The following is a 24,003-nucleotide window of genomic DNA, read 5'->3' as shown; positions in this document are numbered from 1 at the left end:
GGCGAATCGGTTCTCTCAAGAAACTCATGGAGACGACTCCTCCACGCCCACCATTACGGCACTCTCGCGCCACAAGCGCTCCTGGGCCTCACGGTTGCGAGCCAGCTCCGAGGGATCGGGAAAGGTGGGATTTCCCTTGACGAGGGAGATGTAAATGCGCCCCTCCGGCAGGGAAAGCGTTCCGAGCGCCACGTCGGCCAGCATCCGACCCGAGTGCTCGGGCGCATTCATCACGAACTCGGGGCGGAAGATACCGACCAGAGGGAAGATCGTGCGCATCACGATGCTAAGGAGCGCCTTCTGCAACGCAGACGCCTCGCGGCCGGCAGCGCCACCCGTTAGGCCCGGGTTGAAGGCGATGACCTCGATCTGGCGCGCCACCACCGTGTCATGCCGGGCCAGGGACAGTGCCGTCATAAGGTTGCACAATTTCGACGCCGTGTAGGAGCGTATGCCGTCACCCGAACCGCCTTTCGGCGGATACGCCCACTCCTGAAGGTCGAGCGTCTTGGGACCGATCGCTTTGATGGGCGGGTTGTGCATGTTGCTCGACGTGATCACCACTCGACCCCGCTCAGCGATATGCGGCAGCAGCAGACGCGCCAGCAGATAGTGAGCAAGGTGATTCACGGCGAACGTGAGGCCATAACCCTCGGCGCTACGCTGATCGGCGGGTGTGCCATGCAGGCCTGCATTGAGGACAAGGATGTCAATACGTTCATCCCCAAGCTGCCGTATCACGGCGCCGGCAAAGTCGCGGACGCTGGCCAGAGAGGCAAGATCAAGCGGCAAGACATCAACGCCTTTCGGCACGGCGCGATTTTCTCCACGAGCGCCTATGATGACCCTTGTGTCAGGGGAAGCGGCCAGATCCTGCAGCGTGAATTGGCCAAACCCACTTGTGGCTCCGGTCATCACGACGACGTACTTCGAGTTCATCGGTCTCACCTCGTTTCTCCTTGAGTCAGGCCACCTGCGCGACGGTCTAGTCGCTGTATCGAGAACGCGATTTCTTCCATCAGAACCGCCTGCCAATGGTGAAGCTCCCAAAGGCCGGTCGCTCGCGCTGTCCATCGAACTCGCGGGTCCGGTGGTAGCGCGCGAAGGCGAAACGCCAGTGGCCATGGGTAAATGCGATACCGAAGCCGATGTCTGCAACCAGTGGGCGCTTGTCCACGCTGTGGCTGGAGCGGAAGGTATTTCCGTCGAGCGTGATGTCGCGCAGGACCCAACGCGCATCGGCAGCGACGAAGAAATGGCCGCGCCACCCCTGCGTCGCGCTCGTGCGGATCGGGGATGTGTTCTCGCCGGCCGGCCGCATTGGCGCTGTGCCAAAGTCGTCCGGCAGCAAATAGCCGAAACGGAACTCGATCCCGGTGTTGGCGTAAGTGGCGAAGTTGCCCAGGCTGCCGCCCCAATGGGTAATCGCGTCCCACCGCCATGGCCCGGCAGGCTGCTGCAGCGCGAACCGCTTTCGTCGCTCGTGAATGAACTGCACCACAGGTTCGTTTTGCAGTTGGTTGTCCCAGCCATTGAACCTGTCCACGCCAATGACGCCGTGCCACCAGTCCTGAACTTCTCCGGCTTTGGCAGCAGGCCCCACGATGCCTAACCGTAGTTGCGAAGTCCGCAGGTCGTCGCCTTTTCGAGCGTTGTAGCCCACGCTGAACATCAATGCGCCGGCGTAAGGCCGGTCGTCTGCAATCAGTTCGTGCGGCTCGCGGTCGGTGGGCGTGTACATCGTCTGACCGAGCCCAATAGTCATGTTCAACTCATCGAACCCGCCAGGCTGCAAGCTGGAGAACGCGTGGTTCAACCGTCTGGCGATATCGGGCAGGCACGGGTCATCCGCACGGTGGATTAGATTCGGCGAAACCAGCGTGAGCAGGAAGCCATTGGAGTACCCCTGGTCCTGCCCGAGGCCGCCGAACATGTCGTTGTCGATTCGCAGATTCACCGTGGATTCGGCCGCAATGCCTTTGCGGTCGCAGCGCTCCTCAGCCAGCGCCGAGCCACTCCAGAGCATTGCCCCAATCGCCATCCAGCCTTTCCACGCAGGGGATTCACTCGCTACATGCGGCAAGCGGCCAGAGCGCTTCGCCGCCAAGCGAACGGAACACAGCGTTTCCAGCCCAGGCACTTCTGCCTGGCACATGGCAGGTTCGCATGCGCCGTCGATAAAGCGATGATGGCGTGGCGTTGCAGTGGGTGACGGCGTGGGTCGCCGCTGTAGAGCCGGCTTATTCATTTGGACGTCGCACTTCTGCAGTTTCGCCAACGGCGAGAACCCGCTTTTCTGAAGCAGTCAGCCCCAGTCTTTTCCACTCCGCCGCCAGGCGAACTGGAGGTTCATCGAGCGGTTCGTAGGTCAACTTGAACGTCCCCCAGTGCATGGCGAAAAAGCTCCGCGCACCCAAGTCTAGATAGGCTTGGACAGCTTCCTCTGGATTCATGTGTTGCGCCCGCATGAACCATGCCGGGTCGTAGGCGCCGATCGGTAGAAGCGCCGCGTCAATCGCCGGAAAGCGACGACCGATCTCCCGGAAGCCGTCGAAATATCCCGTATCGCCCGAGTGATAAATGCTGGCGGATGGCCCCTCGACGACGAATCCGCCCCATAGCGTTTCGTTGGCGTCGGTGAGGCCACGACGGCTGTAGTGCTGAGCAGGCACAAAAGACACTTTGGCGGAGCCAAGTTCAGCGGATTCCCACCAATTCAGTTCGCTTGCGGGAATGCCCTTCTTCGCCAGGAACGCCTGCATGCCCAGCCCGGCGATCACCGGCGCACCGACCTGCTGTACGGAGGGAAGATCGAGGTGGTCGTAGTGGTTGTGCGTGATCAGCACGGCATCGATGGGCGGCAGGTTTTCGGGCAGCACGCCGGCCGGAACATTTCGTCCCCCCGGGCCCAGGGCAAGGTCGCCAAAGATCGGATCGATGAGGAACGACTTGCCCTCTAGCTGCACCAGCCAGCTTGCATGTCCAATCCAGGTGAGGCGAGCGCCTTCGCCCGGTCCCGGCGGACTGGCGATCGCTACGAGGTCGGTCTCGACACATGGGACGGGTGCTTTTCTTGGAACACCGCGGCCACGCCCGGCTAGGCTGTCCAGGACCAACATGCGAAATGCCGGCAGCACAGTACCAGGGGCCGCGCTGCCGTCGAGATTCCTGAAACGTCTGGAGCCATTGCGAGTTGCCATAGCTACCCCTCCCACAAAAAGAAGATCGAGATGAACGCAGTTGGCAGTGGCTGGCCAGATAACGCGCTCCAGCACACATTCCCAATGCCCTGCGTCCCGCTCATTTCGAGTCGAATCCGAAACACAGCAAAAGCCCAGCAACGGGCCATGCCATGAATCGCCTTCTCAGAACCGATACAGGTAGCCGAGTCCCACGCCGTACTGCGTGCTCTTTTCGACCAGCGGGCTGTTGCGGATCGAACTGCCCATGTGCTTGGCGCCCATATCGAGGAACACCGTGTGCTTGGGCACAGGCTGCCAGTCAACGCGCAGTCCGATTTCGGTATTGACCGAGGAACTGCCGCTGTAGGCCGGGCGCCAGCTTTGCGCTTCGTCCGACCTCACGCCGTAGTAGTAATCCACGTACTTGCTGTCCACCCACTCGGCCGCGAGCCGCGGTGTCAAACCGATCGGGCCTGCGGTGAAACGCCGATCGATCTGCAGCGTCGCCCGCGTTCCCTTGCTGTTGCTCATGGCATCGGTCAGCACTTCGGCAGACAGGTTGGCAATGCCGCTGCGCCAGATGGCGGCACCGCCGACCCAGAAGCTGGAATCCCGGTCGCGCATACCCGCGAAGTACGGCGAGTCGCCAGAATCGAACTCCTCCATGGCATACCGGCCACGCAGCCTGAAAGACACCGGCCCCAACGACGGGAGCTTGACGTCCAGGCCAGGGCCGGCCACCTGAATCCACTTATTCTCATAGGTGATCATCGGCAAGCCACGCACGCGGTTATCGAAGTCCCGGTAAACGCGGTACTGCATGCCACCGGCGACGCCGATCCCCCATGTCGATTCACTGCGCTCGGCTTCGGCCATGGCCTGGCCTCTCGCGGACCTCTTCGTATCGTCGGTCTGAGCAACGGCGGCGGGAGTGGAGAAAATGCCGGCGACCAGAATCGGCAGCGCCGCATAAGACGGCTGGCGTCGCAGCCGGGCTGCGCAATGAAGGCGTGATGACATGATTGATCCCTTTCAAGGAGAACGTGAAGAATGCCTCTCCCCATGCAGGGGATCGGCTGCTGGCGGACCGCGCCATCGAACTGCGCCGATAGGCTCGCGGACCGTCGGCAGACGGCCGCACTTCACCGTCTGCCTGACTTCCATCTCGTTTTGACGACCCGACGTCGTCTCGCACCAGTCCGGCCACACGCTGCTCGCCATGAAGGGAGGCGACGGACGCGCTGCGGGAGTGCCGCATCGTGGCGAAGGCTGCTGTGTCATCGTTCAAGCGCCCCCTCGCCGGCGGTGGCGCGCTCGGTGTGTCGAAAGAATCCGAGCGATGCCAGCCATTTCTCGAACTTGTCCACGTACAGGAACACGGTAGGCACGACGAGCAAGCTCAATGCGGTCGATGTGATCAGGCCGCCGATCACCGCCATGGCCATGGGCCGGCGGAAGCTCGAATCCGCGCCAAGCCCCAGCGCGATGGGCAACATGCCGGCGATCATCGCGATGGTGGTCATCACGATGGGGCGCGCTCGCTTGTGGCACGCGTCCAGCAAGGCATCGTGAACAGACAAGCCGCGATCGCGCATGCCGATGACCGCGTACTCGACGAGCAGAATGGAGTTCTTAGTGACGATCCCCATCAGCATGACCAGCCCGATCATTGAAGGCACGCTCAACTGGCTGCGCGTGACCAGCAGCGCGAGAAACGCGCCGCCGATGGACAGCGGTATGGCCGAGAGAATGGTGATCGGCTGAAGAAAGTCCCTAAACAGCAGCACCAGCACGCAGTAGATGCACAGGACACCAACCACGAGCGCCATACCGAAGCCCGCGCCGAGTTCGGCAACGATCTCTGCATCGCCGGCCTCGACCACCTTCACGCTGGATGGCAGGAACTTAATCGAAGGCAGGTTGGCGGCTGCTGCTTGCGCCGTTCCAAGTGCGGTGCCCCCCAGGTCAGCCGAAATGGTGACGTTGCGAAGGCGGTCGTGGCGGTCGATCTGCGCAGGACCACTCTCCACGGACAGACTGGCAACGCTGGCAAGCGGCACCGGCCCGTCGCGGCCCGGTACGCGCATGTTGCCGATCGTGTCAATGTCCTGCCGTGCTGCATCGGGAATGCGCGCACGGATATAGACCTGCCGGTTGTCCAGGTTCAGGCGCGCGACCTGCGAATCGAAATCGCCGCTCGTCGCCACCCGTACCACGTCGCCGATCGCTGCGGTCGTCACGCCACGCTCGGCCGCGCGTTCCGGGTCGGGGCGGATGATGATCTCGGGACGTTCCAGGCTTGCGGTGGAGGCGATGCCCGTGAGGCCCTTGACGTCGCGCAGTTCGGATTCCACTGCCTCTGCGCTCGCCTTGAGCACCTCGGCATTGTCGCTGGCGAGGATGATCGAAAGTTTCTCCCCCGGCCCTCCACCACCAACAGCGAAGCGCGCGCCTGCAACGTTGAACAGGCGCTCTCGCACAGCTTTCTCAATGACCTGCTGCGATGGCCGATCGCCACGCGGCCCCATCGTGAGCGTGAGCGACGCCCGCCGAACCTCGCCAGCACGCGTGCCTCCTGGCCCGGCACTCTGCGCAGTGCCCACCGTGGCGAAGACGTGGGCGATGCCATCCACATCGCTGACGGCCTTGCGCGCAGACTCGGCAACCGCCAATGTGTCCGCCATCGAACTGGCCGGCGGCAACTCGATGCTCACGGTCGTCGTGCCACTGTCGGAGGCCGGGATGAAGCCCGTCTCGATGAAGGGTACAAGGGCGAGCGAAGCGGCCAGAAAGATGACCGCGCCGCCCAAGGTGGTCTTGCGGTGCTTCAGGCACCAGCGCGCCGTTGCCATGTACCAGCGCATGACCCGGCCATCTTCTTTCTCGGGAATCGGTTCGGGCTTGAGCAGGTAGGCTGCCATCATTGGCGTGAGCAAGCGCGCGACGAGCAGCGACGCGAGCACGGCGATCACGGCGGTCCAGCCGAACTGCTTGAAGACCAAGCCGCCAATGCCGCTCATCATGGCGGTCGGCAGGAAGACGACCACCAAGCTCATGGTGGTCGCCATGACGGCCAGGGCGATCTCGGTCACGGCATCCTCTGCTGCCTTCCGGATCGATTTGCCCATGTGCCGGTGGCGCTCGATGTTCTCGATCTCGACGATGGCGTCATCGACCAGGATGCCCACGACCACCGCAAGCGCCAGCAGCGTGACGGTGTTGAGCGTGAAGCCCAGCCAGGCCATGGCCGCGAACGCGGGCAGGATGGACAGCGGTAGCGCGGTCGAGGCGATCAGTGTCGCGCGCCAGTCGCGCAGGAAGAGCCAGACGACGATCATCGCCAGGATGGCGCCTTCGTAGAGCATCGCCATCGAACCTTCGTACTGCTCCAGCGTCTGGCCGACCGACCCAGAAATCTCCGTCAGGCTGAGCGCCGGATCGGCCTGCTGGAGGCCGGCCAGGGCCTCGCGAACGCCCTCGGCCAGCCGCACTTCGTCAAAGCCCCTGGCGCGATACACGCTGAAGCCGACCACGTGCTTGCCATCGAGCAAGGCCGCGTGCGTGGGATCAGCCTGACCATCGATTATGGTCGCGATCTGGTCCAGCCTGAAGCTCGTGCCGTTCGACAGCGAGATCCGCAGGCCCGCAAGCTCCGATGCTTGGCGAACCGTGGCGATCGTGCGAACCGACTGCTCCTCGCCGCCGAGCTGTCCGCGGCCACCCGAGGACTGCTGCTGTACCTGGCGCAACGCTCGGGAGACATCCGCCGCGGTGATGCCAAGGGCAGACATGCGCAGCGGATCGACCTCGATCCGAACCTCGCGTTCGATGCCGCCAAGCCGCTCGAACCGGCCAACACCGGACACGCCGAGCACGGTCTTGGCGACTGTATCGTCCACGAACCAGGAAAGCTGCTCCTCGCTGAGACGGGAGGAAGCGATGGCATAGGTGAGCACCGGAGCACCGACGCTGTTGGACGCGCTGACCGTCGGTTGCAGCAGATCAGGCGGGAGGTCGGAGCGAATGCCGTCCACCGCGTTCTTGGTCTCGATCAGCGCGTCCGACAGATTCTTTTCCAGTACGAATTGCACCTGGATCGACACCAAGCCATCCGTGACTGATGTGGTCAGATGGTTCAGCCCGCTCAAGGTCGCGAGCGCGTCCTCGACCTTGCGTGCGACCTCCGTTTCGAGTTGAGCGGGGGCCGCCCCCGGCTGCGACAACGCTACCGTAACCATCGGCAGATCGAGGTCGGGCAAGTCCTGCGTGGGCAGCTTCTGGAATCCCCACAATCCGGCGAGCGCCAGCAGCGCGAACAGCAGGATCGAGGGTATGGGATTGCGAATGGACCAGGTGGCGAAGTTCATGGCTTGGCCGCTCCTGCCGGACGGCCTTGGGAGATGCGCACCAGATCACGGTCCTTGAGGAACCCTGCGCCCTGGACGACGACGTGTTCATCTTTGCCAAGCCCGTCGGTGATCTCGACCTCCCGGCCATTGCGCCGGCCGACAGTGACGCTTCGCAGCGACACCCGGGGCGTTGCGCTGGCGTCGGCCAACGCGAGCACATGGCTGCGCCCATCGCGAATGACGACGCTCTCGGCGGGCACGACCAGCGCCGCGCCGCTCCCCAGCCCAAGGCTGCCGCTGGCGTACATGCCAGCCCGGGCCGAGCTACCTGGTCGGAGGTCGGCATAGACGATGGCCAGGCGCGAGGCGCTGTCCAGCACGGGCGAAGTCTGTCGAACGGTCGCCGTCGCGGTGTTGCCGTCGGGAAGTTCAAGCGTGACTTCCTGGCCGATCTTTACTTGGGCCAGTTGTCCCGCCGTCAGCTCGCCACGCCATTCCAGGCGCCCCTGGCGAATCATCCGGAACAATTCCTGGCCCACCGGGACGACGGTGCCAAGGGTCGCCGTTCTGGCGCTGATGACACCATCATCGGGCGCCCTGACGTCGGTGTAGCGCAGCCGTAGCGCATTGGCCGCGAGCAAGGCATCGGCGGTCTTGGATTGGGTCACGAGCTGCAGCACGTCCTGATCGCTCATGGCGCTGCTACGCTGCAACGCCAGACCGCGCTGGCGGTTGGCGGCCGCTTGATCGGCATTCGCCTTCAGTTGCGCGTGTTCCGCCTCCAACAGCGCGCGATCGAAACGGGCGATCACCTGGCCCTTTTTCACAACGTCCCCGACGTTGACGCGAACGTCGATGAGTTGGTAGCCGCCGATCTGCGAGCCGATGCTGGCTTCTTCCCATGCGGCAATCGCGCCGGTGGCTTTGATTTGCAGCGGCCAAGACACCTCGCGTGGCGCGGCGCTTGTCACGGTGAGCGCTGGCGTGGCGGCGGGAGTAACTTCGGCCGGGCTCCGATCGCGCTGCACGAAGACGAGCGCCAGCGCCGCCGCAACGACGGCGATGGCCCCGATGGCATACGCGACCCGGTTCCTGCGCAGGTGACCAGGAGTGGGCGAATTGCGGGGGTGCTCTTGTTCTGGGCTCATCTGCGAATACTTTCGTTGCGGGCGATAGGGGTATCGGTCGTCTTTCGGGTCACCGGCGGCTCCGGTGCCGCCGCCGACAGCGGCGGATTCCCTGCGGCGCGCACGAGGGAAACCCAGGATCGAGCGCGATCGGAAGCAGCCGAAATGGCGCTCTCTTGCGCGCTGTTGAACTGCCGTCGCGAGCCTTCCAGCTCGAACAGGCTGATGGCGCCGGCGCGATATCGGGCTTCGTTGGCTTGCAAAGCAATGCGAGCTGCATCGGTAGCCTGTCGGGACGTGCCCACGCGCTGCTGCGCCGACGACAGCGCAGCCAGAGCGTCCTCGACATCACGGGTCGCTGTACGCAGGGTGTCTGCCAAGGTCGCCAGGGCCGCGCGATACCGCGCTTCGGCGACATCGACGTTGGCCGCCCCCAGCCCCGCATCGAAGATGGGCACGGACACCGCGGCGCCGGCGGACCAGGTATCGAAATTGACCGTGGACCCCAGTGCGCGAATCCACTGGCCCGTCAGGAGCGCAGACAGATCAACACGCGGCAGACGCTCGGCACGGGCAACACCGATCTCGGCATATGTGGCGGCGAGTTCCCGCTCGGCTGACCGGACCGCAGGATGCTGGAGAAGAACGGTTGCCGGCAGATCCAGTCGGGATGACGGCGCGATGGGTACGATGGCCGCGGGATCATCGAGATGTTCGACTGCAACGGATGCCGACGAATCACTACTGGGCGGCACGGAGGGAGATGACATCGCGAGGCGCCGAGCCTCGCCGTGCTGGAGGTGGACAATGGCCTGAAGGTCCAGGCGCGACGAGGGCGCGAGGGAGGCGGTGGCCGCGGGACCAGCCGGGCGGCTGATGGCTGCGGCTTGCGACGAGTCACCGCTGGGCGATACAAGCGGCGGCTGCATCGCAAGCTGCCGTACCGTCGCGGCCTCCCGGCCGCTAAGGGCGACAAGCGCGTCCACCAGGGTCGTGCAGGCCTCTTCCTGGCTGAAGCGATTGGTTCTCGCGGCGGCAAGATTGCTCAGTGCGCTGGCTTCTTCCACGGGCGCGACATTGCCAACCGCGAGGCGCTGACGGATCAGCGAAAGCTCGGTTTCACGCGAGGCGATGTCCTGGCCGCGAATCGCGAGGGAATAGTTGCAGGCGCGCAGGGCCACGACGCCGTCGGCGATCTGCGCGGCCAGGGACAGCCGGGCGTCATCGGCGTCCGCGTTGCGCGCGTCGAGCCGGCTGCGGGCCGCGTCTTCCGTCGCACGGGCACGGCCCCAAAGATCAAGCTCCCAAGCAAGGCTGCCGCCCAAAGAACCCGTAGTGGCGTTGATTGTCTCGGCGCCGCCCGTCTGGCCCTGCGACTTGCCGCGCGACAGCGATCCGTTGCCACCAAGCTGGGGAGCGCGCCGGGCACGGCTCGCTCCCAGCCCCGCACGCGCTTCATCGACACGTGCGGCTGCTTGTGCAAGCGTGGGGTTGTCGATCAACGCCGAGGCGACGAGGGTGTCGATGGCGGGATCGCCCAGATGCGTCCACCAGTCCTCGCGCAACTCGGCGCCACCGACTGGCGTACCTGCCTTGGCGTTCGCCCAAGCCGTCGGCACATCGACGTGTGGCGTCGCATAAGGCGGCTGCGTCGCGCAGCCACCGACGCAAAGCGCTGCGGCCATCACGCACGCCCCAAGCCGCGGTCCAGGGTGACCTTGGCGATGCGTCAGATCGTGCAGCGTCGCCATCACAGCTCGCGCACCAGTGAGAACGCTCTTGCCATGATCGGCCGCAGATTTGCCTGCCCACCGTCGGCGTACCATTCATCCAGGGCGGCCGTCCATGCTGACGTCGCCGCGCCCACGATGATGCGCGCCTCCAGCAGGCTCAGGCCCCGTTCGCCGTATCGCTCCACCAGCACGGCGGCAAGCACCACTTCTCGCTCCATCCGCTTCTCGCACTCCTTCGCGAGCAAGGGCGGTGCTTCCTTCAGGAGGCGCACCAGAGCAAAAGCCATGTCGGGATTGGCGTCATAGAGTTTGAGCACCGTCCCCAGCGTTTCGCAGACCGCATCCAAGGGGCGCTCCTCGGCGGGCCTGCCCCTCAACTCGTCGGCCAACTGAACGGTCTTTTCTTCATGCCAGGCAAAGACCAGATCCTCTTTGGTCTTGAAGTAGCGAAAGAAGGTGCGCCGCGCGATGCCCAGAGGGTCGACGATCTGCTCGATGGTGGTGTGGGTGAAGCCTTGCTTCAGAAACAGCGCGAGCCCGAGGTTGGACAACTCCCTGCGGGTGCTCTCCTTGTGTCTTTCGCGAAGGCCAGGGTTTTTCTGTGTCATGGGTGCATTCTGCCTTAACTGGCACTTGGTGCCAATACTGCATTATGCGCCAATTGGCACTTTGTGTCACAATGACTGAAGTTTTGGCTGAACCGCCCCTGTCGGCGTTTCATTGGCTTCAGGGGAGAGAAGCGCTATGGAAGACGTATCCCGAGCCACGGTTGAGCCGTGCGAACCCGGTCGCGCGCAGGCCACCAACGCCGACCCTCTCGGCTGCCGAGCCGCGCGCTCCGACCTTTCCGATATGCAGGAGGCGGCTTCATGAGTCGCCTTCGGCCCCCGTTTCACATACTGCTGTGGGTACTGCTCGTCGCGCTGCTGCCAGGCTGCGCGGTGGTGTCCGTTTCATCCATCTCACCCAAGGAGTACCTGGCTGAGCGACGTGGCGACGTGCTCACCACGGGCCGGCTGAGCACGGCCGCGCAGGAGGTGCTGCGCGTGGTCGGCATCGACGACTGCCGTGAACGCCAGGAGGCCTGCCGACAGACCCTGGCGCAGGCGAGCGGCATCACCGAGGAGCAGCGCCAGTCCGCGCTGTCCGAACTGTGGCTGGAAGCGGCACTCGCGGCCGACCAGGCGCCTGCCAGCTCGACCCGGCAAGCCCCGGCGCTGGACGCGTGGCTTGAAGCAGCGCGGCACGCCTGGGCCTACCTGTTTTTCACCGAGCGGCGCCCCGGAGAACGCGCGTTCGAGGACCGCCAGACCCAAGTGCGCGACTACTACAACTACGCCGTCGAGCAGACCGTGACACGCCTGTTCAACGCCCGCTGGCGCGAGCGGGTTGCCGCCACCCGCAACACCGGGGCTTCTGTCCTCCATCTTGGACAGTGGCGTCTAAGCAGCCACGTCGAGGGGTTTGCACGCACGCAGGGTGCGGCGCTGCCAGAGGCGCTGGTGACCGCTTCCTCGCTGCGCTTCTCCGGCCTGCGCAACACCTATCGGCGCGACGGCTTCGGCGCCCCGCTGGTGGCGGTCCTCCCGCCGCTACCAACCAGTCCCCCGGTGCCTTATACCGAGATGCGGTATCCCGCGATCACTGCGCTGATCACCTTCGAGGGCCGGAACCTGCAAGAGGTGCTGGGCACCCGCCGCGTGGATATTCGCCTCTACGATCCTTACCGCGCGAAGCAGATCGACACGGCCGGGGTACAGGCTCCGCTCGCGGCCAACTTCACTGCCGGTTATGGCCTTTGGCTCGCGCGCTCCGGCTTCGCCACACAAGCGCTGCGTACCCTGTTCGGCATGAGCGACGGCATCGTGCGGCCGCAAATCCAGTTGATGCAGCCCTATGACCCGGAACGGGGGATCGTCGTCATGCTGCACGGACTGGCGAGCAGCCCGGAAGCATGGGTCAATGTGGCCAACGAGGTGCTGGGCGACGAGACGCTGCGCCAGCACTATCAGATCTGGCAGGTCTATTACCCAACGAATGCCCCCCTGGCCCTGAACCGGCACGCCATCGAGCAGGCGCTGACACAGACACTGGCCCACTTCGACCCCCAGGGCACGGCCCGCGCCTCACGCGACATGGTGCTGGTCGGCCATAGCATGGGTGGCGTGCTGTCGCGGCTGTTAATGTCCGATGCCGGTCAGGCGATGTGGCCGTTGTTACCTTCGGGAGCGAAAACGCGCATGGCATCGGACCCGGAACTCCAGCGCGATCTGACCGCATATGTGGAGTTTCGGCCGATGCCGCAGGTCACACGCGCCGTTTTTATTGCCGCACCGCACCGCGGCACGCCCTTCGCCGAGAACCGGCTAGCACGCCACGCCGCCAATCTCGTCACCTTGCCTCTGGCCATGCTGGAGCAGGCGGGCGATCTGACGCGACGGCTGGCCCGGCTGTCTCCCCAGAGTCAGGGCCGCGAACCGCTGCACATCCCGAACAGCATCGACAACCTTAGCGATCGTGACCCATTCGTGCGTGCGGCTGCGCAATTGCAGATCAGCCCGAGGGTGCGCTACCACTCCATCATTGGCCGCGAACGCCCCGAGGAGGTACTGGCGCAGTCCAGCGACGGCGTGGTGCCCTATGCCAGTGCGCACCTGGAAGGCGCGTTGTCCGAAAGGGTCATCACGTCATGGCACAGCGTGCAAGAAACGCCAGAGGCGATATTGGAGATACGCCGCATCCTGCTGGAGCATCTCCTGTCGGCCGCAGCCGATCTCCGCTGCGAGGGCTGTTGACAGGAAACGCAAACGCCTTCTGCACGACACCAAACAGCCGGCTTGGAAAGCGCCGCCTTCGGAGCACATGCATGCTCCAAGGCAGTGGTCCACGGTCAATGGCAATGCGGCGCGTCGCCCGGGGTGATGATCACAGCTCGTGAACCAGTGCGAACGCGCTTGCCATGATGGGCCGCAGGTTTGCCTGCCCGCCGTCGGCATACCACTCATCCAGCGCTGCCATCCACGCCGACGTGACCGCGCCAACGATGATGCGCGCTTTAAGGAGGCTCAGCTTCTGCTCGCCTTCTCGCTCCACCAATGCAGCAGCAAGCGCCAATTCCCGGTCCATCCGCTTTTCGCATTCCTTGGCGAGCAAGGCCGGAGTTTCTTTCAGAAGGCGTACCAAAGCAAAGGCGAGGTCTGGATTCGCGTCGTAGCGCATGAGGGTCGTCGCCATGGTTTCGCAAACCGCTTCCAGGGGACGCTCCTTCGCGGGCCTGCCCTTCAACACCTCGACCAATTCAACCGTCTTCTCTGCGTGCCACGCAAAAACAAGTTCCTCCTTGGTCTTGAAGTACCGAAAGAAGGTGCGTCGCGCGATGCCCAGGGGCTCGACGATCTGCTCGATGGTGGTACTTGCGAAGCCTTGTTTCAAGAACAGTTCCAGTCCGAAGTTGGACAAGTCTGTTCGAGTGCTTTGTTTGTGCCTTTCACGAAGGCTGGGGTTCTTCTCTGTCATCCAAATCGCTCTGCTTTATGGCATTGAGTGCCATTAAAGCACAATGCGCCAACTGGCACTTTGTGCCAGAATTAAGTAAAATTGGTCCTAGCACCGCTCTTCGACGCGCCGCTGGGTAAACCATAACCCAGAGAAAGGACCTATGGAAAAAACACTGAAAGCCGCGGCTGAGCCGTGTAAGCATCCGCCAGGCAAGTTCGTGCCGGTCATCGATCGCAACCGCTGCGAGGGAAAAGGCGACTGCGTCAGCGCCTGTCCGAAAGACGTGTTCGTGCTCGGTGTCCTTCCCAAGTCCGATCGAGACGGCCTCTCCTGGATTGGCAAGGTGAAGGGCTTTGCTCACGGTTGGAAGCAGGCCTTCATGCCGAATGCCAGTGCATGTGAGGCATGTGGCCTATGCGTCACTGCCTGCCCAGAGCGCGCAATCAAACTTGAGCGAGCTTGAACTGCTGTAACGTGCTCTGCTCCTATATTTCTTATGGCAAGCGCCTTAGCAAAAAGGTCCGCTAATTGTGCCCCCGCTGATCCAGATGGGGATCTGAGCGCCGCTCGAAGAGCGGCAGATGTGCCGCTTAGAGCAGGGCATTGCTACCGAAAGTGGTCAGCGAAGCGAGGAGCGTCAGTGTGGCGCTGTGTTCATCTCCGTTCGGCCCTGTGGGACAGACCCGTAAACCATTCCAGCGCGTCTTCCCAGTGCGATGTCGCTGATTGGCGGAAATAGCCCATATGTCCGAGCGCGCCGCCGGATTGGGAAGGATTTAGGTCCTTGCACGTTAATGGTGCATTGCGATAAGCCTCCACAAAGGCATCCCGCGAGGCTGGCATCGCCCACCGGTCATCAAGCGCATTGGCAGCCACGATAGGCGTGCGCACGTCGGCGAAATTACTTTCGATGCCAGACATGGCAGGGTCGTCGAAAAAATAACGGGGAAAGCGGCACCAGTGCCGCCACTGGCGGTAGACATCGACGGGAAGATCCTCACCCATGCCCAGCATCTTCCAAGGGCAGTACCCCTTCCACCACGTCAGGACCGGAAGAACGAGGTGCCACATCGCCAGTACGCGCACGCGTTCACCCATCGGCATGTAGCCATGCCAGCCCGCCCCAGTACCAAATACATAAAAGCCTGCAACTTTCTGGTGGTTGGGGAGCAACCCGAAGGCATGGCCGCCAAATGAGTGCCCGACGATGAATAGCGGCACCTGCGGATGGGCCATAGCATCGACCGCTGCCGCCAGATCGAGTCGTCCCCAGTCCAACAAATCCATGCGGAAGTTCTTCAGTGATCCGGGATGCGAGCGGCCGATCCCCCGATAGTCGAAGGTCAGGACCTCAAAGCCCCGGGAAGTAGCGAATTCGGCGAAGCGCTTGTAGAAGCCTTGGGGTACGGCGGTGGCGCCGGCTACGACCAGACATGCATGGGGCGGGACGTCTGGCACATACCGAGTGGCGCCAAGTACGTAGCCATCGGCGGCGGTCAGTTCAATCAGGTTCAAGGTCACGGCCATTTCACGCTATCTATGACGACTGTCATATTAGAATTCGCGAGGCTAGACTATGACGACTGTCTTAGCAAGGGTGTTGTCATGAGTCCTCGTCAAACCGGCGGCCGCCAGCGTGTCGTTGCCGTAGCCGCCGAGATGCTGGCCCGGCACGGCTTGAACGCGACCAGCATCCGGGAGATGGCCAAGCGTGCCCAGGCGCCCTTCGGCTCGACCTACCACTACTTTCCGGGCGGCAAGCAGCAGGTGATTTCTGAGGCGGTGTTGCAGGCCGGTGCGCGAGTGCAGCGGCAGTTGGAAGGTCATTTACGCGAAGGGCTCCGGCCGGGGTTGCGTGCGTTTTTGGGTTTGTGGCGCGATATCCTGCTGCGCTCTGATTTTCGCCAGGGTTGCCCGGTCATGGCCGCAGCGGTCGAACAACCGATTGAGGGTGAAGCGGTAGAAGCACTGGAGGCAGCTGCGCTGACGTTTGGCCAGTGGAAGGCGATACTGTCTGCATCACTGCAATCTCACGGACACACGTCCGTTAATGCATCCCAATTGGCCACTCTCATCGTCGCCAGTATTGAAGGTGCGATCGTGCTATGCCGCGCGGAGCGCAGCGTCGCGCCATTCGATGATGTGGCACGGCAGTTGGAAATCTTGGTGCAGCCAAAAGGCTCATGTTGATTTCGTGAAGTAATTCGCACCTAGCCTTGACGATCTTGCAACATGCTGAAGATGATGTGCGCTATCAGAGTTCAGGCCCGCGCTGCCGGCCAATCTCCCACAACGCGCCACCGCCGCGCACTGTCGCGGCGATCTGCTGCCCCAGCCGCTGTTCGATCACCGACCGCCACGGCACCAAGCTGAATTCCTTGCCGTCATCAAGCATCGCGTAGCGCCCGCTGGCGAGCATGACGGAGCGCCGGTAGATGCCGGCCACGCGCTCCCCGTCCGTGACGGAGCGATGCGTCAGGCCGGTGTCGGCGGCAATGTCCTTCGCTGCCTGCGCCAGCTCCCGATTGCGCAACGTTTCCAGCAGATTCCGGGTGACAATCACCCGCTGCCCGCGCCGCTGGGCCAGCCCCTCTTCTTCGAGGAAGTCGGCGCGCTGCTGCAAGGCTTGCTTGGCATCGCCACCAAAGCCCAGGTCGCCCAGCCCCTTGCCGCCGCCGATCAATTGCTGATCCAGCCAGGTCGCGCCGATTACCCGCGCCTGCCGCTCGATCGACAGATGCGATTTCAGCTCCACAGCCACGCCGCCCAGCCGTTGCGCGTCGTACTGGCGGCCACGCTCCGCCAGATCGTCCGGCACCTTCCATAGTCCGTCCGCCACACGTTCCACAATGCAGACCCGGCGCAGGGATTCCAGCCGGCGAACGTGGGCCGCGACGACCTCCTGCGGGTCGCGGCCGGGCTTGGCTCGGCCTCGCTCGATCACCAGGTGATGATCGGGGCGATACAGACCATCGCTCGCCAGCGCGGCGATGTTCTTGTCGGCCGACCGCATCTCGGCGGCACCGCGTACCTCCACCACGGCTCCGGTCGCGTAGTTCGCCAGCTCGTCGCGGGCATTCAACGCGACGTAGTGGGCCTTGCCATCCACGCCGTCGATGACCAGATAACCGCGGTCGTGCAGCTCGTCGGCCAAGCCCTTGCCGGCCACGCGGCCGATGATGGTGCGGCCATCGTCGCCCGGCTCGAACACCGCCAGATCGCGCGGCTGGCCGCTCATCGCCCGCTGCATGGTGCGGATGATGTCGCCGCGCTCGCCCAGGGCGCGCAAGGTCTTCTCCGCATCCGCATGGATGGCCCAGGTGCCAGGCTGCACTTCGTCGGCCAGGCCCAGGCGCTGCAAGCGTTGCAGGCGGCCGATCAGCAGCAGGCGCTGGCGTTGCAGCCGGGGTTCGTTCAAGCGCTCGATCCGCACTCGGCCATCGTCGCCGACCTCGCGCTGCAATGTGCGGTCGATGCTCGTCCACCGCTCTTGCTCCACTTCGCGCTGCAAAGTCTGCTGGATCTCCAGTTCGGTGCGCGGCCCCAGCCATTCCGTCGCTAGCTCGGCGGCCCGATGGCGGAAGCCGTGGGCGATGTAGTCGCCCGCGATGATGAGGTCTTTGCCCGTGTCGTCGCGCCCGCGCACGATCAGGTGGGTGTGCGGGTTGTCGGTGTTCCAGTGATCGACCGCCACCCAATCCAGCCGCGTGCCCAGGTCGGCTTCCATGCGATCCACCAGATGCCGGGTGTAGGTGCGCAGGTCGTCCAGTTCAGCCCCGTCCTCCGGCGAAACGATGAAGCGGAAATGGTGGCGGTCATTGGAGCAGCGTTCCTTGAAGGCATCGAGGCCGGCGGTGTCGGTCTGCGGCCCGTAGGCTTGGCCCAGTTCGCCGTCGCGGCCCACGCCATCGCGTTCGACGTAGCGCAGGTGCTTGGCGAGCGATTGCGGACTGGCCCGTTGGTGATTGACCAGCAAGGTCTTGATGGTCACGCGCCGCGACATGGGCGTTAGCTTCGCCCCGGCAAAGCGCGCCGCCGTATGGCCGCGCCCCAGGCGCGAGCCAGGCCGCTGGCCGGTGCCGGCCGCCCCAGGACGGCGCACCGCCGACTTGCCGCTGCTGGCTTTGCCGGCCTGCTTGAGCACCTTGGAAACGAAGCTCTGCCCCTGGCCCTTGCCCCGGTTTTTCGGGGCGCTGGGGCGCACCCGGAAATCGTCGTCGCGGCGGTCGGTCATTGCCGTTCTCCCTGCAAGCCCTGGCGAGTCCTGTCGTGCGAAGCACGCGGACATGCCTGCATTGGCGCGACCCTCGCGCCCCACGCGGCACGGCGGCGAAGCCGCTCCGTGCCGCGCCACCCCCATGTGCAGACAAGCTTTCGACGCGGCCCGGTGCCGCGTCCTTTTGTCTTGCCTTCCGCCTTTACCCCTCGCTGTCGCTCCGGGCGTCGGCGGCCCGGCGGCGCGGCGCTGCTTGCAGCCAGCCCGCCGGCGAACGCGCCAATGGCCGCAGGCCGGGCGCGTTCGAGGCAAGACGCCTGCACGCTGGACGGCTGCGCCGGATGTTGCGCGAGGCGCGGCGCGAATGCGCCCGCGCTGCACGCGCGACGACACGGCAGCAGCCACTGGAGCGACATGCCCGATGGCACGATGAGAGGCACGGCAAGGTGCAGCGAATCGACGACCATCATGGGCGTGTCTCCAGCCAGACCGGATGCGCGACGCCGATCACGGCGGATGCGCTGACCGGGCCGAAATAGCGGCTGTCGAACGACGCCGGATTGGTCACGCTCAACAGGAACAGCTCGCCCGGTTCGAGGCGGCGGCAAAGCTGCAAGGATGGCAGCGGCCGGCCCAGCCGGTCGGCAGGCAGCGCGGCGGCCGCAGGCACGCCGTCGATGCGAACCTGCCCGGCGACGATGCAAACGTGTTGCAGCGCGACCGCGCCCACACGTTTGAGCAGCGGCACGCGGATCGGCAGGTAGCCGCGCTGCGCAGCGAGGGCGGCAGCGTCGGCAGGCAATCGGGTCAGGACGATGCTGCCCACGGACAAAGGACGTGGCAGCGAGGCCGCCCGGCGGTCGAGCGGCTGTACGCGATACCAGCCGACCGCCACGCTGTCGGACGGGTTGTAGGTCAGACGCGGCAGCGGCGACACGAAAGCCGCCCAGGCCAGCGCAGCGAGGCCGACGGCGGCGAAGCCCGCCAGCACGATGCGAACGCGCAGGCGCGAGCGAGGATGCGGCGCGGCTTCGTGCGTGCATGCGGTGTTGGATTGGGTCGTCATGGCAGCGCCCTTCCGGCCAGCCAGGCGGCGTGCCGCTCGGCGGTGTATTCGGGCAGCGCCAGGCGGGCCGCCAGACGGTTGCCCAGCGTGCGCCAGTACGCGGGCGACACGTCGATGGCGGCGATGCCTTGCCCTTCGATACCGTCGATGTGTTCCAGCACGGCACGCACCGCGTTTTCGCCTTCGGCGTGCAGCAGCAGGCGTGCGCCCGGCCGCACGCCGGGGATGCGCTGCATGTCGTCCAGCGGCGTGGCGGCTTGCATTACCATGAGTTGCCAGCGGATCGTGCCGTAGTCATTTGCTTCCCAGCGCACGCGGCAGAACATTGCACGCGGCAGGAACACTGCGCAGTGCCGCCAGCGGTCGAGCCGCAGCGTGCGCGCCGGCTCGCCGAAGCGCAGGTAGAGCTTGAATCGCGGTTCGATGTAGGCGAGCGATACGCGAGTCAGCGGCACGCTGCCAGCCTGGCCGGCGGGCGTCGAAAGTGAAGGCGGCGGCGCAGCAGCCGGTGCAGCCGTCGCCGCGTGAGCGGCAGGCAAAGCGGATGCGTTCATGGCAGGTTCTCCGTGCGGTTGTCGGGGAACTCTCGTTCCAGCACGCCGCGCAGCAACTCGGCCACGGTCACGCCTCGCGTGAAGGCCGACACCTTGATGCGAGCACGCATCGCGGGTGTGATGTCGAGGGTCGCCGCGCTGCGTGCTGGGCTTGTTGCGCTGCTTGGAGTAGTCCTCCATGAAGGTGCTGCAATACTCCTTCATGGTCGGCGCCTTGCGGGCCGCACTCTTGGCCGCGCTGGGGTCGCCGCCCCGGCGAACCTCGGCCAGCCACTCCTGCGCCATGACGCGGGCCTGCTCGACGGTCAGTTCCCCGTACTGGCCCAGGGCGGGCTTGCGGCGCTCGCCAGCGTTCGTGCGGTACTGGAGCATGAACACCTTGCGGCCGGCCGGGGTGATCTTGCACAGGAAGCCGGGAACCACGGTGTCCCGGAGTTCGACGGCCTGCGCCTGGGGCTTGGCGGCATCGACGGCGGACTTGGTGAGTTTGATTCTTGCCATGATGACTCCTCGGAAACCTCGGTTTCCAAGAGCCACATGGGAGCCACGCGACCGGAAGCCGGGTCAAGTTTCGGAAAGCACCGGCATATGTTGAACTCGCCTAAGTCCTTGATAAACCTGCTGTAGCGGGCTTGGGCGTAGTCCAGCGAAATGCCGGGCTGGAGTCATCGTGAAACAAAAAAAGGCCTGCTGTGAAGCAGGCCCGGGGTTATCTCTGGCGTCTTCAGGAGAAGATTAAGCCACCATCCACGTTAATAGTCTGTCCGGTGATATAGCGCGCATCGTCTGAAGCCAGAAACGCCACCAGTCCGGCCACATCCTCCGGCTGACCGGCACGCTTCAGCGGAATGTTTTTCACCCACTCCGCCATCAGCTCACCTTTGCCGTAGGTTTTCTCCTCGCTGCTGAGGATCTCGCCCCAGACGCGATCGTTGTAATCCCACATCTCACTATCAATGATGCCGGGACAGAAGGCGTTGACCGTAATGTTCCACGGTGCCAGCTCCAGCGCCAGACTCTGGGTAATGCCTATCACACCCATTTTGCTGGCGGCATAGTGTGGCGTGTAGATAAAGCCCTGCCGTCCCTGCCCCGATGACGTGTTAATCAGACTGCCGCTGCCCTGCTTCACCATATATTTCGCCGCTTCACGACAGCAGAGCCAGACGGCTGTGGTGTTCACGGCCAGAATCCGCTCAAAGTCGCTTTTCGGCATGGTGTCGAAGCGGTCAATGGTGATCACGCCTGCATTCTGTATCGAGACGTCAATCTGACCAAAGCGTTCAAAGGCCTGCTGATAGAGCTGCTGAACCGCCACTTCATCCGTAACGTCGACCTGCAGCGCCAGAATCTCACTGCCGTACTGCTGCGAAAGCTGGTCGGCCGTGGCAAAAACCCGATCGGCATTCGACACCATCACCAGCCTGGCCCCGTCGCGGGCGAAACGCGCCGCGATCCCGGCACCGATGCCGCGACAGGCACCGGTAATCACCACTGTTTTTCCACGTTGTTCGCGGCTCATAATTGCTCCTGTTAACTGTGACGAACATCAGTGAGAGGTGCTGCCTGCTGCTTTTTTTCATGGCGACGCAGCAGCACCACTTTGCTTTGCAGACGTTGCTGGAACTGGTCGATCACAACGGCTGTGACAATCACCAGGCCTTTAATCACCATCTGCCAGAAATCGCTGACGCCCATCATCACCATGCCATCGGCCAGGAAAACGATAACGAACGCGCCAATAATCGAGCCGGACACCCGCCCACGTCCGCCCGCCAGCGCCGTGCCGCCCAGCACCGTGGCACCAATAGCGTCCATCTCAAACATGTTGCCGGTCATTGGATGCGCGGTCTGCAACTGAGACGCCACCACCAGCCCGACCAATCCGGCGCAGAGGCCCGAAAAGGCGTAGACAAAAATTTTCACTTTAATAATCGGCACGCCCGCCAGCCGCGCGGCGGACTCATTGCCGCCAATGGCGTAGATGTAACGGCCCAGCGGGGTTTTGCGCGTCAGGTAGAGGCCGAGCAGTAAGAAGCCGAGCATCAACCAGATCGGCAGATACACGCCCAGCACGGTGCCGGAACCCAGCAGGGCAAAGCCGGTGTTGCCCAGCGCGGGCATGCCCACCAGGTTGGCGTAGGTGCTGCCGTCGTTGAACAGCAGTGCCGCCCCGCGTGCCACATACATCATCCCCAGGGTGCAGATAAAGGGCGCCACGCCCAGTCGGGTGATCACCGTGCCGTTAATCAGGCCCACCAGCACGCCAAAGATCGCCACCACCAGAATCACCTCCGGCACGTTGAGAAACAGCGTATTGCCGCCCCATAACGGGATGCCATTGGTCAGCAGCGCGCCCGCCACCATGCCGCAGATTCCGGCGACCGCCCCCACCGAGAGATCGATACCGCCGGTGAGGATCACCAGCGTCATCCCTATCGCCAGCAGCCCGGTTATGGCCACGTGCTGCGTCATGATCAACAGGTTAGAGGGAGTCAGAAAGTTCGGCACCATCACGCTGAAGAAGCCGACCACAATCAGCAGCGCAATAAAGGTGCGCGCCTTGAGGAGGTACATATAGAGCAGATACTTTTGGTTCATGACATTCTCCGGCCAGCTTAGCGTCTGGCCCAGCAGGCGTAATGGTTGCAGGCAGTCTGAACACGGCGCGCGGAATAACCCGGTAAACACGACACTGCTCAGGTTCAGACTGACGAATAAAATAGCCCAATGGGCCAGGCGCTTAATCCTGCGGGGTTGATGCCGCGATCAGATGTTCTCTCGTTGCCGCTGCACGAGGCAGATCGGCCGTTATCCGGCCATCGGCCATCACTAAAATGCGGTCCGCCAGCGCCATCACCTCATCCAGCTCGGACGATGAGAACATCACGGCCAGCCCCTGCTGAGCCAGATTGCCAATCAGGTGATAGACGTCAGTTTTGGCACCCACATCGATGCCGCGCGTTGGCTCATCCAGCAACACAACCTGCGGCCCGGTCATCAGCGCTTTACCCAGCACGACCTTCTGCTGATTACCCCCGCTCAGCGCGGTCACCAGCAGGTCGGGATCGCTGACTTTGATTGCCAGATGGCCGATCATCTCACTGACCCGCTGCTGCTCCCGGGCCGGATTTACCCGCCCCAGCGCCCGACGAAAACCGCGCAGGCTGAAATCAGAGAGTGTCATGTTGGCGGTGATCGACATCAGTTCAATCACTCCTTCGCCTTTGCGATCTTCGGGTACCAGGGCGATGCCGCTTTTCAGCCGCTGCTGAAAACTGCGTTTCGCCAGATCCTTACCGGACAGCCGGACCCGGCCCGATTGACAGGGCATCAGCCCAATCAGCCCCTTAAACAGCTCCGTGCGTCCCGCGCCCAGCAGTCCATAAATGCCGATCACCTCGCCTTTGCGCAGGCTGAAACTGACCTCATTAAGCCTGTAGCCGCCGTTCTGATGCAGCGCGGTCAGCCCCTCAACCTCCAGCACCGTTTCCCCCTGTGACGCAGGCTGATAGTCGAACTGTTTTTTCTTATCGCCCACCATCTGGGCGATAATCCACGGCACGCTGGCATCGCGCACCTCGCGCTCACTGATAAAACGGCCATCGCGAAAAATGGTGATGTGATCGCCTATCTCCATCAGCTCTTCCAGCCGGTGAGAAATGTAGATAATGGTGACACCGCGTCGCTTCAGCTGATCGATGACATTGAACAGCACTTTCACTTCCGACTGGCTCAGGGCACTGGTGGGTTCATCCATGATCAGTACCCGGGTATCCTTCGACAGCGCTCTGGCAATCTCCACCAGTTGCTGATGCCCAATGCCCAGCTCGCCCAGCGGTGCATAGGGATCGACATCGAGCTGCAGCCGATCCAGTAGCGACTTCGCCAGCGCATACTGATACTTTTCATTGATGACGCCGCGCTGGAAAAACTCGTTGGCGATAAAAATGTTGTCCATCACGTTCATGTTGGGAAACAGATTCAGCTCCTGAAAAATGATGCTGATCCCCTGCTTCTCCGCCTGATGGGTTGAGTTCAGCGACACCACCTTGCCATCCAGCAGGATCTCGCCCGACGACGGCGTTTCCACCCCCGCCAGCATCTTCATCATGGTGGACTTACCGGCCCCGTTCTCCCCGATCAGGACATTTACTTTGTTGCGATAAACGCGATAGCTGACCTGATCGAGTGCGGTCACGCCGGGATAAAGACGCGACACGTTGCGCGTTTCGATAATCACGTCGCCGGACGTTTGCGGTTGCGGATTTTGCATCT

Annotated in this window: 19 protein-coding genes and 2 pseudogenes; 3 read left to right on the top strand and 18 right to left on the bottom strand. The window is 63.6% G+C overall.

Annotated features, from left to right (window positions below):
- Window positions 1-24: 24 nt before the first annotated feature.
- The 8 genes from F3I44_RS04200 to F3I44_RS04165 all read right to left on the bottom strand — a co-directional run bounded on the left by F3I44_RS04200 (window position 25) and on the right by F3I44_RS04165 (window position 10,999).
- Complete coding sequence (locus tag F3I44_RS04200) at window positions 25-939, bottom strand: SDR family NAD(P)-dependent oxidoreductase (protein WP_032805798.1); 915 nt, start codon at window positions 937-939, stop codon at window positions 25-27.
- Between the two features lie 79 nt (window positions 940-1,018).
- Complete coding sequence (locus F3I44_RS04195) at window positions 1,019-2,041, bottom strand: lipid A deacylase LpxR family protein (protein WP_150012730.1); 1,023 nt, start codon at window positions 2,039-2,041, stop codon at window positions 1,019-1,021.
- 199 nt (window positions 2,042-2,240) lie between these two features.
- A complete protein-coding gene (locus F3I44_RS04190; RefSeq protein WP_032805126.1) occupies window positions 2,241-3,200 on the bottom strand; it encodes an MBL fold metallo-hydrolase in 960 nt (319 codons plus the stop codon).
- A gap of 165 nt (window positions 3,201-3,365) precedes the next feature.
- Complete coding sequence (locus tag F3I44_RS04185; RefSeq protein ID WP_223811651.1) at window positions 3,366-4,202, bottom strand: MipA/OmpV family protein; 837 nt, start codon at window positions 4,200-4,202, stop codon at window positions 3,366-3,368.
- A 257-nt stretch (window positions 4,203-4,459) separates the two neighbouring features.
- Entirely contained in the window at window positions 4,460-7,549 is a 3,090-nt protein-coding gene (locus F3I44_RS04180) for an efflux RND transporter permease subunit (protein WP_150012728.1), read from the bottom strand.
- A complete protein-coding gene (locus F3I44_RS04175; protein ID WP_007704425.1) occupies window positions 7,546-8,679 on the bottom strand; it encodes an efflux RND transporter periplasmic adaptor subunit in 1,134 nt (377 codons plus the stop codon). The genes F3I44_RS04180 and F3I44_RS04175 overlap by 4 nt, the downstream gene beginning before the upstream one ends.
- Window positions 8,676-10,409 (bottom strand): TolC family protein, encoded by a 1,734-nt coding sequence (locus F3I44_RS04170; protein ID WP_197042341.1) that lies wholly within the window; start codon window positions 10,407-10,409, stop codon window positions 8,676-8,678. Before F3I44_RS04170 ends, F3I44_RS04175 begins: the two co-directional genes overlap by 4 nt.
- Complete coding sequence (locus F3I44_RS04165) at window positions 10,409-10,999, bottom strand: TetR/AcrR family transcriptional regulator (protein WP_032805134.1); 591 nt, start codon at window positions 10,997-10,999, stop codon at window positions 10,409-10,411. The genes F3I44_RS04170 and F3I44_RS04165 overlap by 1 nt, the downstream gene beginning before the upstream one ends.
- Window positions 11,000-11,260: 261 nt before the next feature.
- Here F3I44_RS04165 and F3I44_RS04160 point away from each other — a divergent pair, with 261 nt between their 5' ends.
- Window positions 11,261-13,186, top strand: a complete 1,926-nt coding sequence (locus F3I44_RS04160) for a triacylglycerol lipase (protein WP_223811650.1) — start codon at window positions 11,261-11,263, stop codon at window positions 13,184-13,186.
- Between the two features lie 130 nt (window positions 13,187-13,316).
- On the opposite strand, the gene F3I44_RS04155 is transcribed toward F3I44_RS04160, so the two are convergent.
- Window positions 13,317-13,823: a TetR/AcrR family transcriptional regulator gene (locus tag F3I44_RS04155; protein WP_197042340.1), complete on the bottom strand. Its 507-nt coding sequence runs from the start codon at window positions 13,821-13,823 to the stop codon at window positions 13,317-13,319.
- 226 nt (window positions 13,824-14,049) lie between these two features.
- Here F3I44_RS04155 and F3I44_RS04150 point away from each other — a divergent pair, with 226 nt between their 5' ends.
- Window positions 14,050-14,352: a ferredoxin family protein gene (locus F3I44_RS04150; protein ID WP_005922708.1), complete on the top strand. Its 303-nt coding sequence runs from the start codon at window positions 14,050-14,052 to the stop codon at window positions 14,350-14,352.
- Between the two features lie 191 nt (window positions 14,353-14,543).
- Here the strand turns inward: F3I44_RS04150 and F3I44_RS04145 are convergent, their stop codons facing one another.
- Complete coding sequence (locus tag F3I44_RS04145) at window positions 14,544-15,410, bottom strand: alpha/beta fold hydrolase (RefSeq protein WP_223813784.1); 867 nt, start codon at window positions 15,408-15,410, stop codon at window positions 14,544-14,546.
- Between the two features lie 84 nt (window positions 15,411-15,494).
- Between F3I44_RS04145 and F3I44_RS04140 the strand changes: the two genes are divergently transcribed.
- Complete coding sequence (locus tag F3I44_RS04140) at window positions 15,495-16,079, top strand: TetR/AcrR family transcriptional regulator (RefSeq protein WP_078515343.1); 585 nt, start codon at window positions 15,495-15,497, stop codon at window positions 16,077-16,079.
- A gap of 64 nt (window positions 16,080-16,143) precedes the next feature.
- Here the strand turns inward: F3I44_RS04140 and F3I44_RS04135 are convergent, their stop codons facing one another.
- From F3I44_RS04135 to F3I44_RS04095, 8 genes and pseudogenes are all read right to left on the bottom strand, one after another.
- Window positions 16,144-18,123, bottom strand: coding sequence for a relaxase/mobilization nuclease and DUF3363 domain-containing protein (locus F3I44_RS04135; protein ID WP_150019302.1), 1,980 nt, complete (start codon window positions 18,121-18,123; stop codon window positions 16,144-16,146).
- A 448-nt stretch (window positions 18,124-18,571) separates the two neighbouring features.
- Window positions 18,572-19,171 carry a S26 family signal peptidase gene (locus F3I44_RS04125; RefSeq protein WP_150012722.1) on the bottom strand — a complete coding sequence of 200 codons (600 nt, stop codon included), beginning with the start codon at window positions 19,169-19,171 and terminating at the stop codon, window positions 18,572-18,574.
- Window positions 19,168-19,725, bottom strand: a complete 558-nt coding sequence (locus F3I44_RS04120; protein ID WP_150012720.1) for a DUF2840 domain-containing protein — start codon at window positions 19,723-19,725, stop codon at window positions 19,168-19,170. Before F3I44_RS04120 ends, F3I44_RS04125 begins: the two co-directional genes overlap by 4 nt.
- Window positions 19,722-19,856: pseudogene (locus F3I44_RS04115) on the bottom strand (chromosome partitioning protein ParB); the annotation flags it as partial. The pseudogene F3I44_RS04115 and the gene F3I44_RS04120, both read right to left, overlap by 4 nt.
- Before the next feature lies 1 nt (window position 19,857).
- Window positions 19,858-20,226: pseudogene (locus F3I44_RS04110) on the bottom strand (Arm DNA-binding domain-containing protein); the annotation flags it as partial.
- Window positions 20,227-20,449: 223 nt separating this feature from the next.
- Window positions 20,450-21,247 (bottom strand): SDR family oxidoreductase, encoded by a 798-nt coding sequence (locus tag F3I44_RS04105; RefSeq protein ID WP_150012694.1) that lies wholly within the window; start codon window positions 21,245-21,247, stop codon window positions 20,450-20,452.
- Window positions 21,248-21,258: 11 nt separating this feature from the next.
- Window positions 21,259-22,326 carry an ABC transporter permease gene (locus F3I44_RS04100; RefSeq protein WP_150012692.1) on the bottom strand — a complete coding sequence of 356 codons (1,068 nt, stop codon included), beginning with the start codon at window positions 22,324-22,326 and terminating at the stop codon, window positions 21,259-21,261.
- A 142-nt stretch (window positions 22,327-22,468) separates the two neighbouring features.
- Window positions 22,469-24,001 carry a sugar ABC transporter ATP-binding protein gene (locus F3I44_RS04095; RefSeq protein ID WP_150012690.1) on the bottom strand — a complete coding sequence of 511 codons (1,533 nt, stop codon included), beginning with the start codon at window positions 23,999-24,001 and terminating at the stop codon, window positions 22,469-22,471.
- Window positions 24,002-24,003 lie beyond the last annotated feature (2 nt).

Source organism: Pantoea sp. F_5, from assembly GCF_008631595.1.
Lineage (GTDB): Bacteria > Pseudomonadota > Gammaproteobacteria > Enterobacterales > Enterobacteriaceae > Pantoea > Pantoea gossypiicola.
This window is presented reverse-complemented; position numbering and strand designations above follow the sequence as displayed.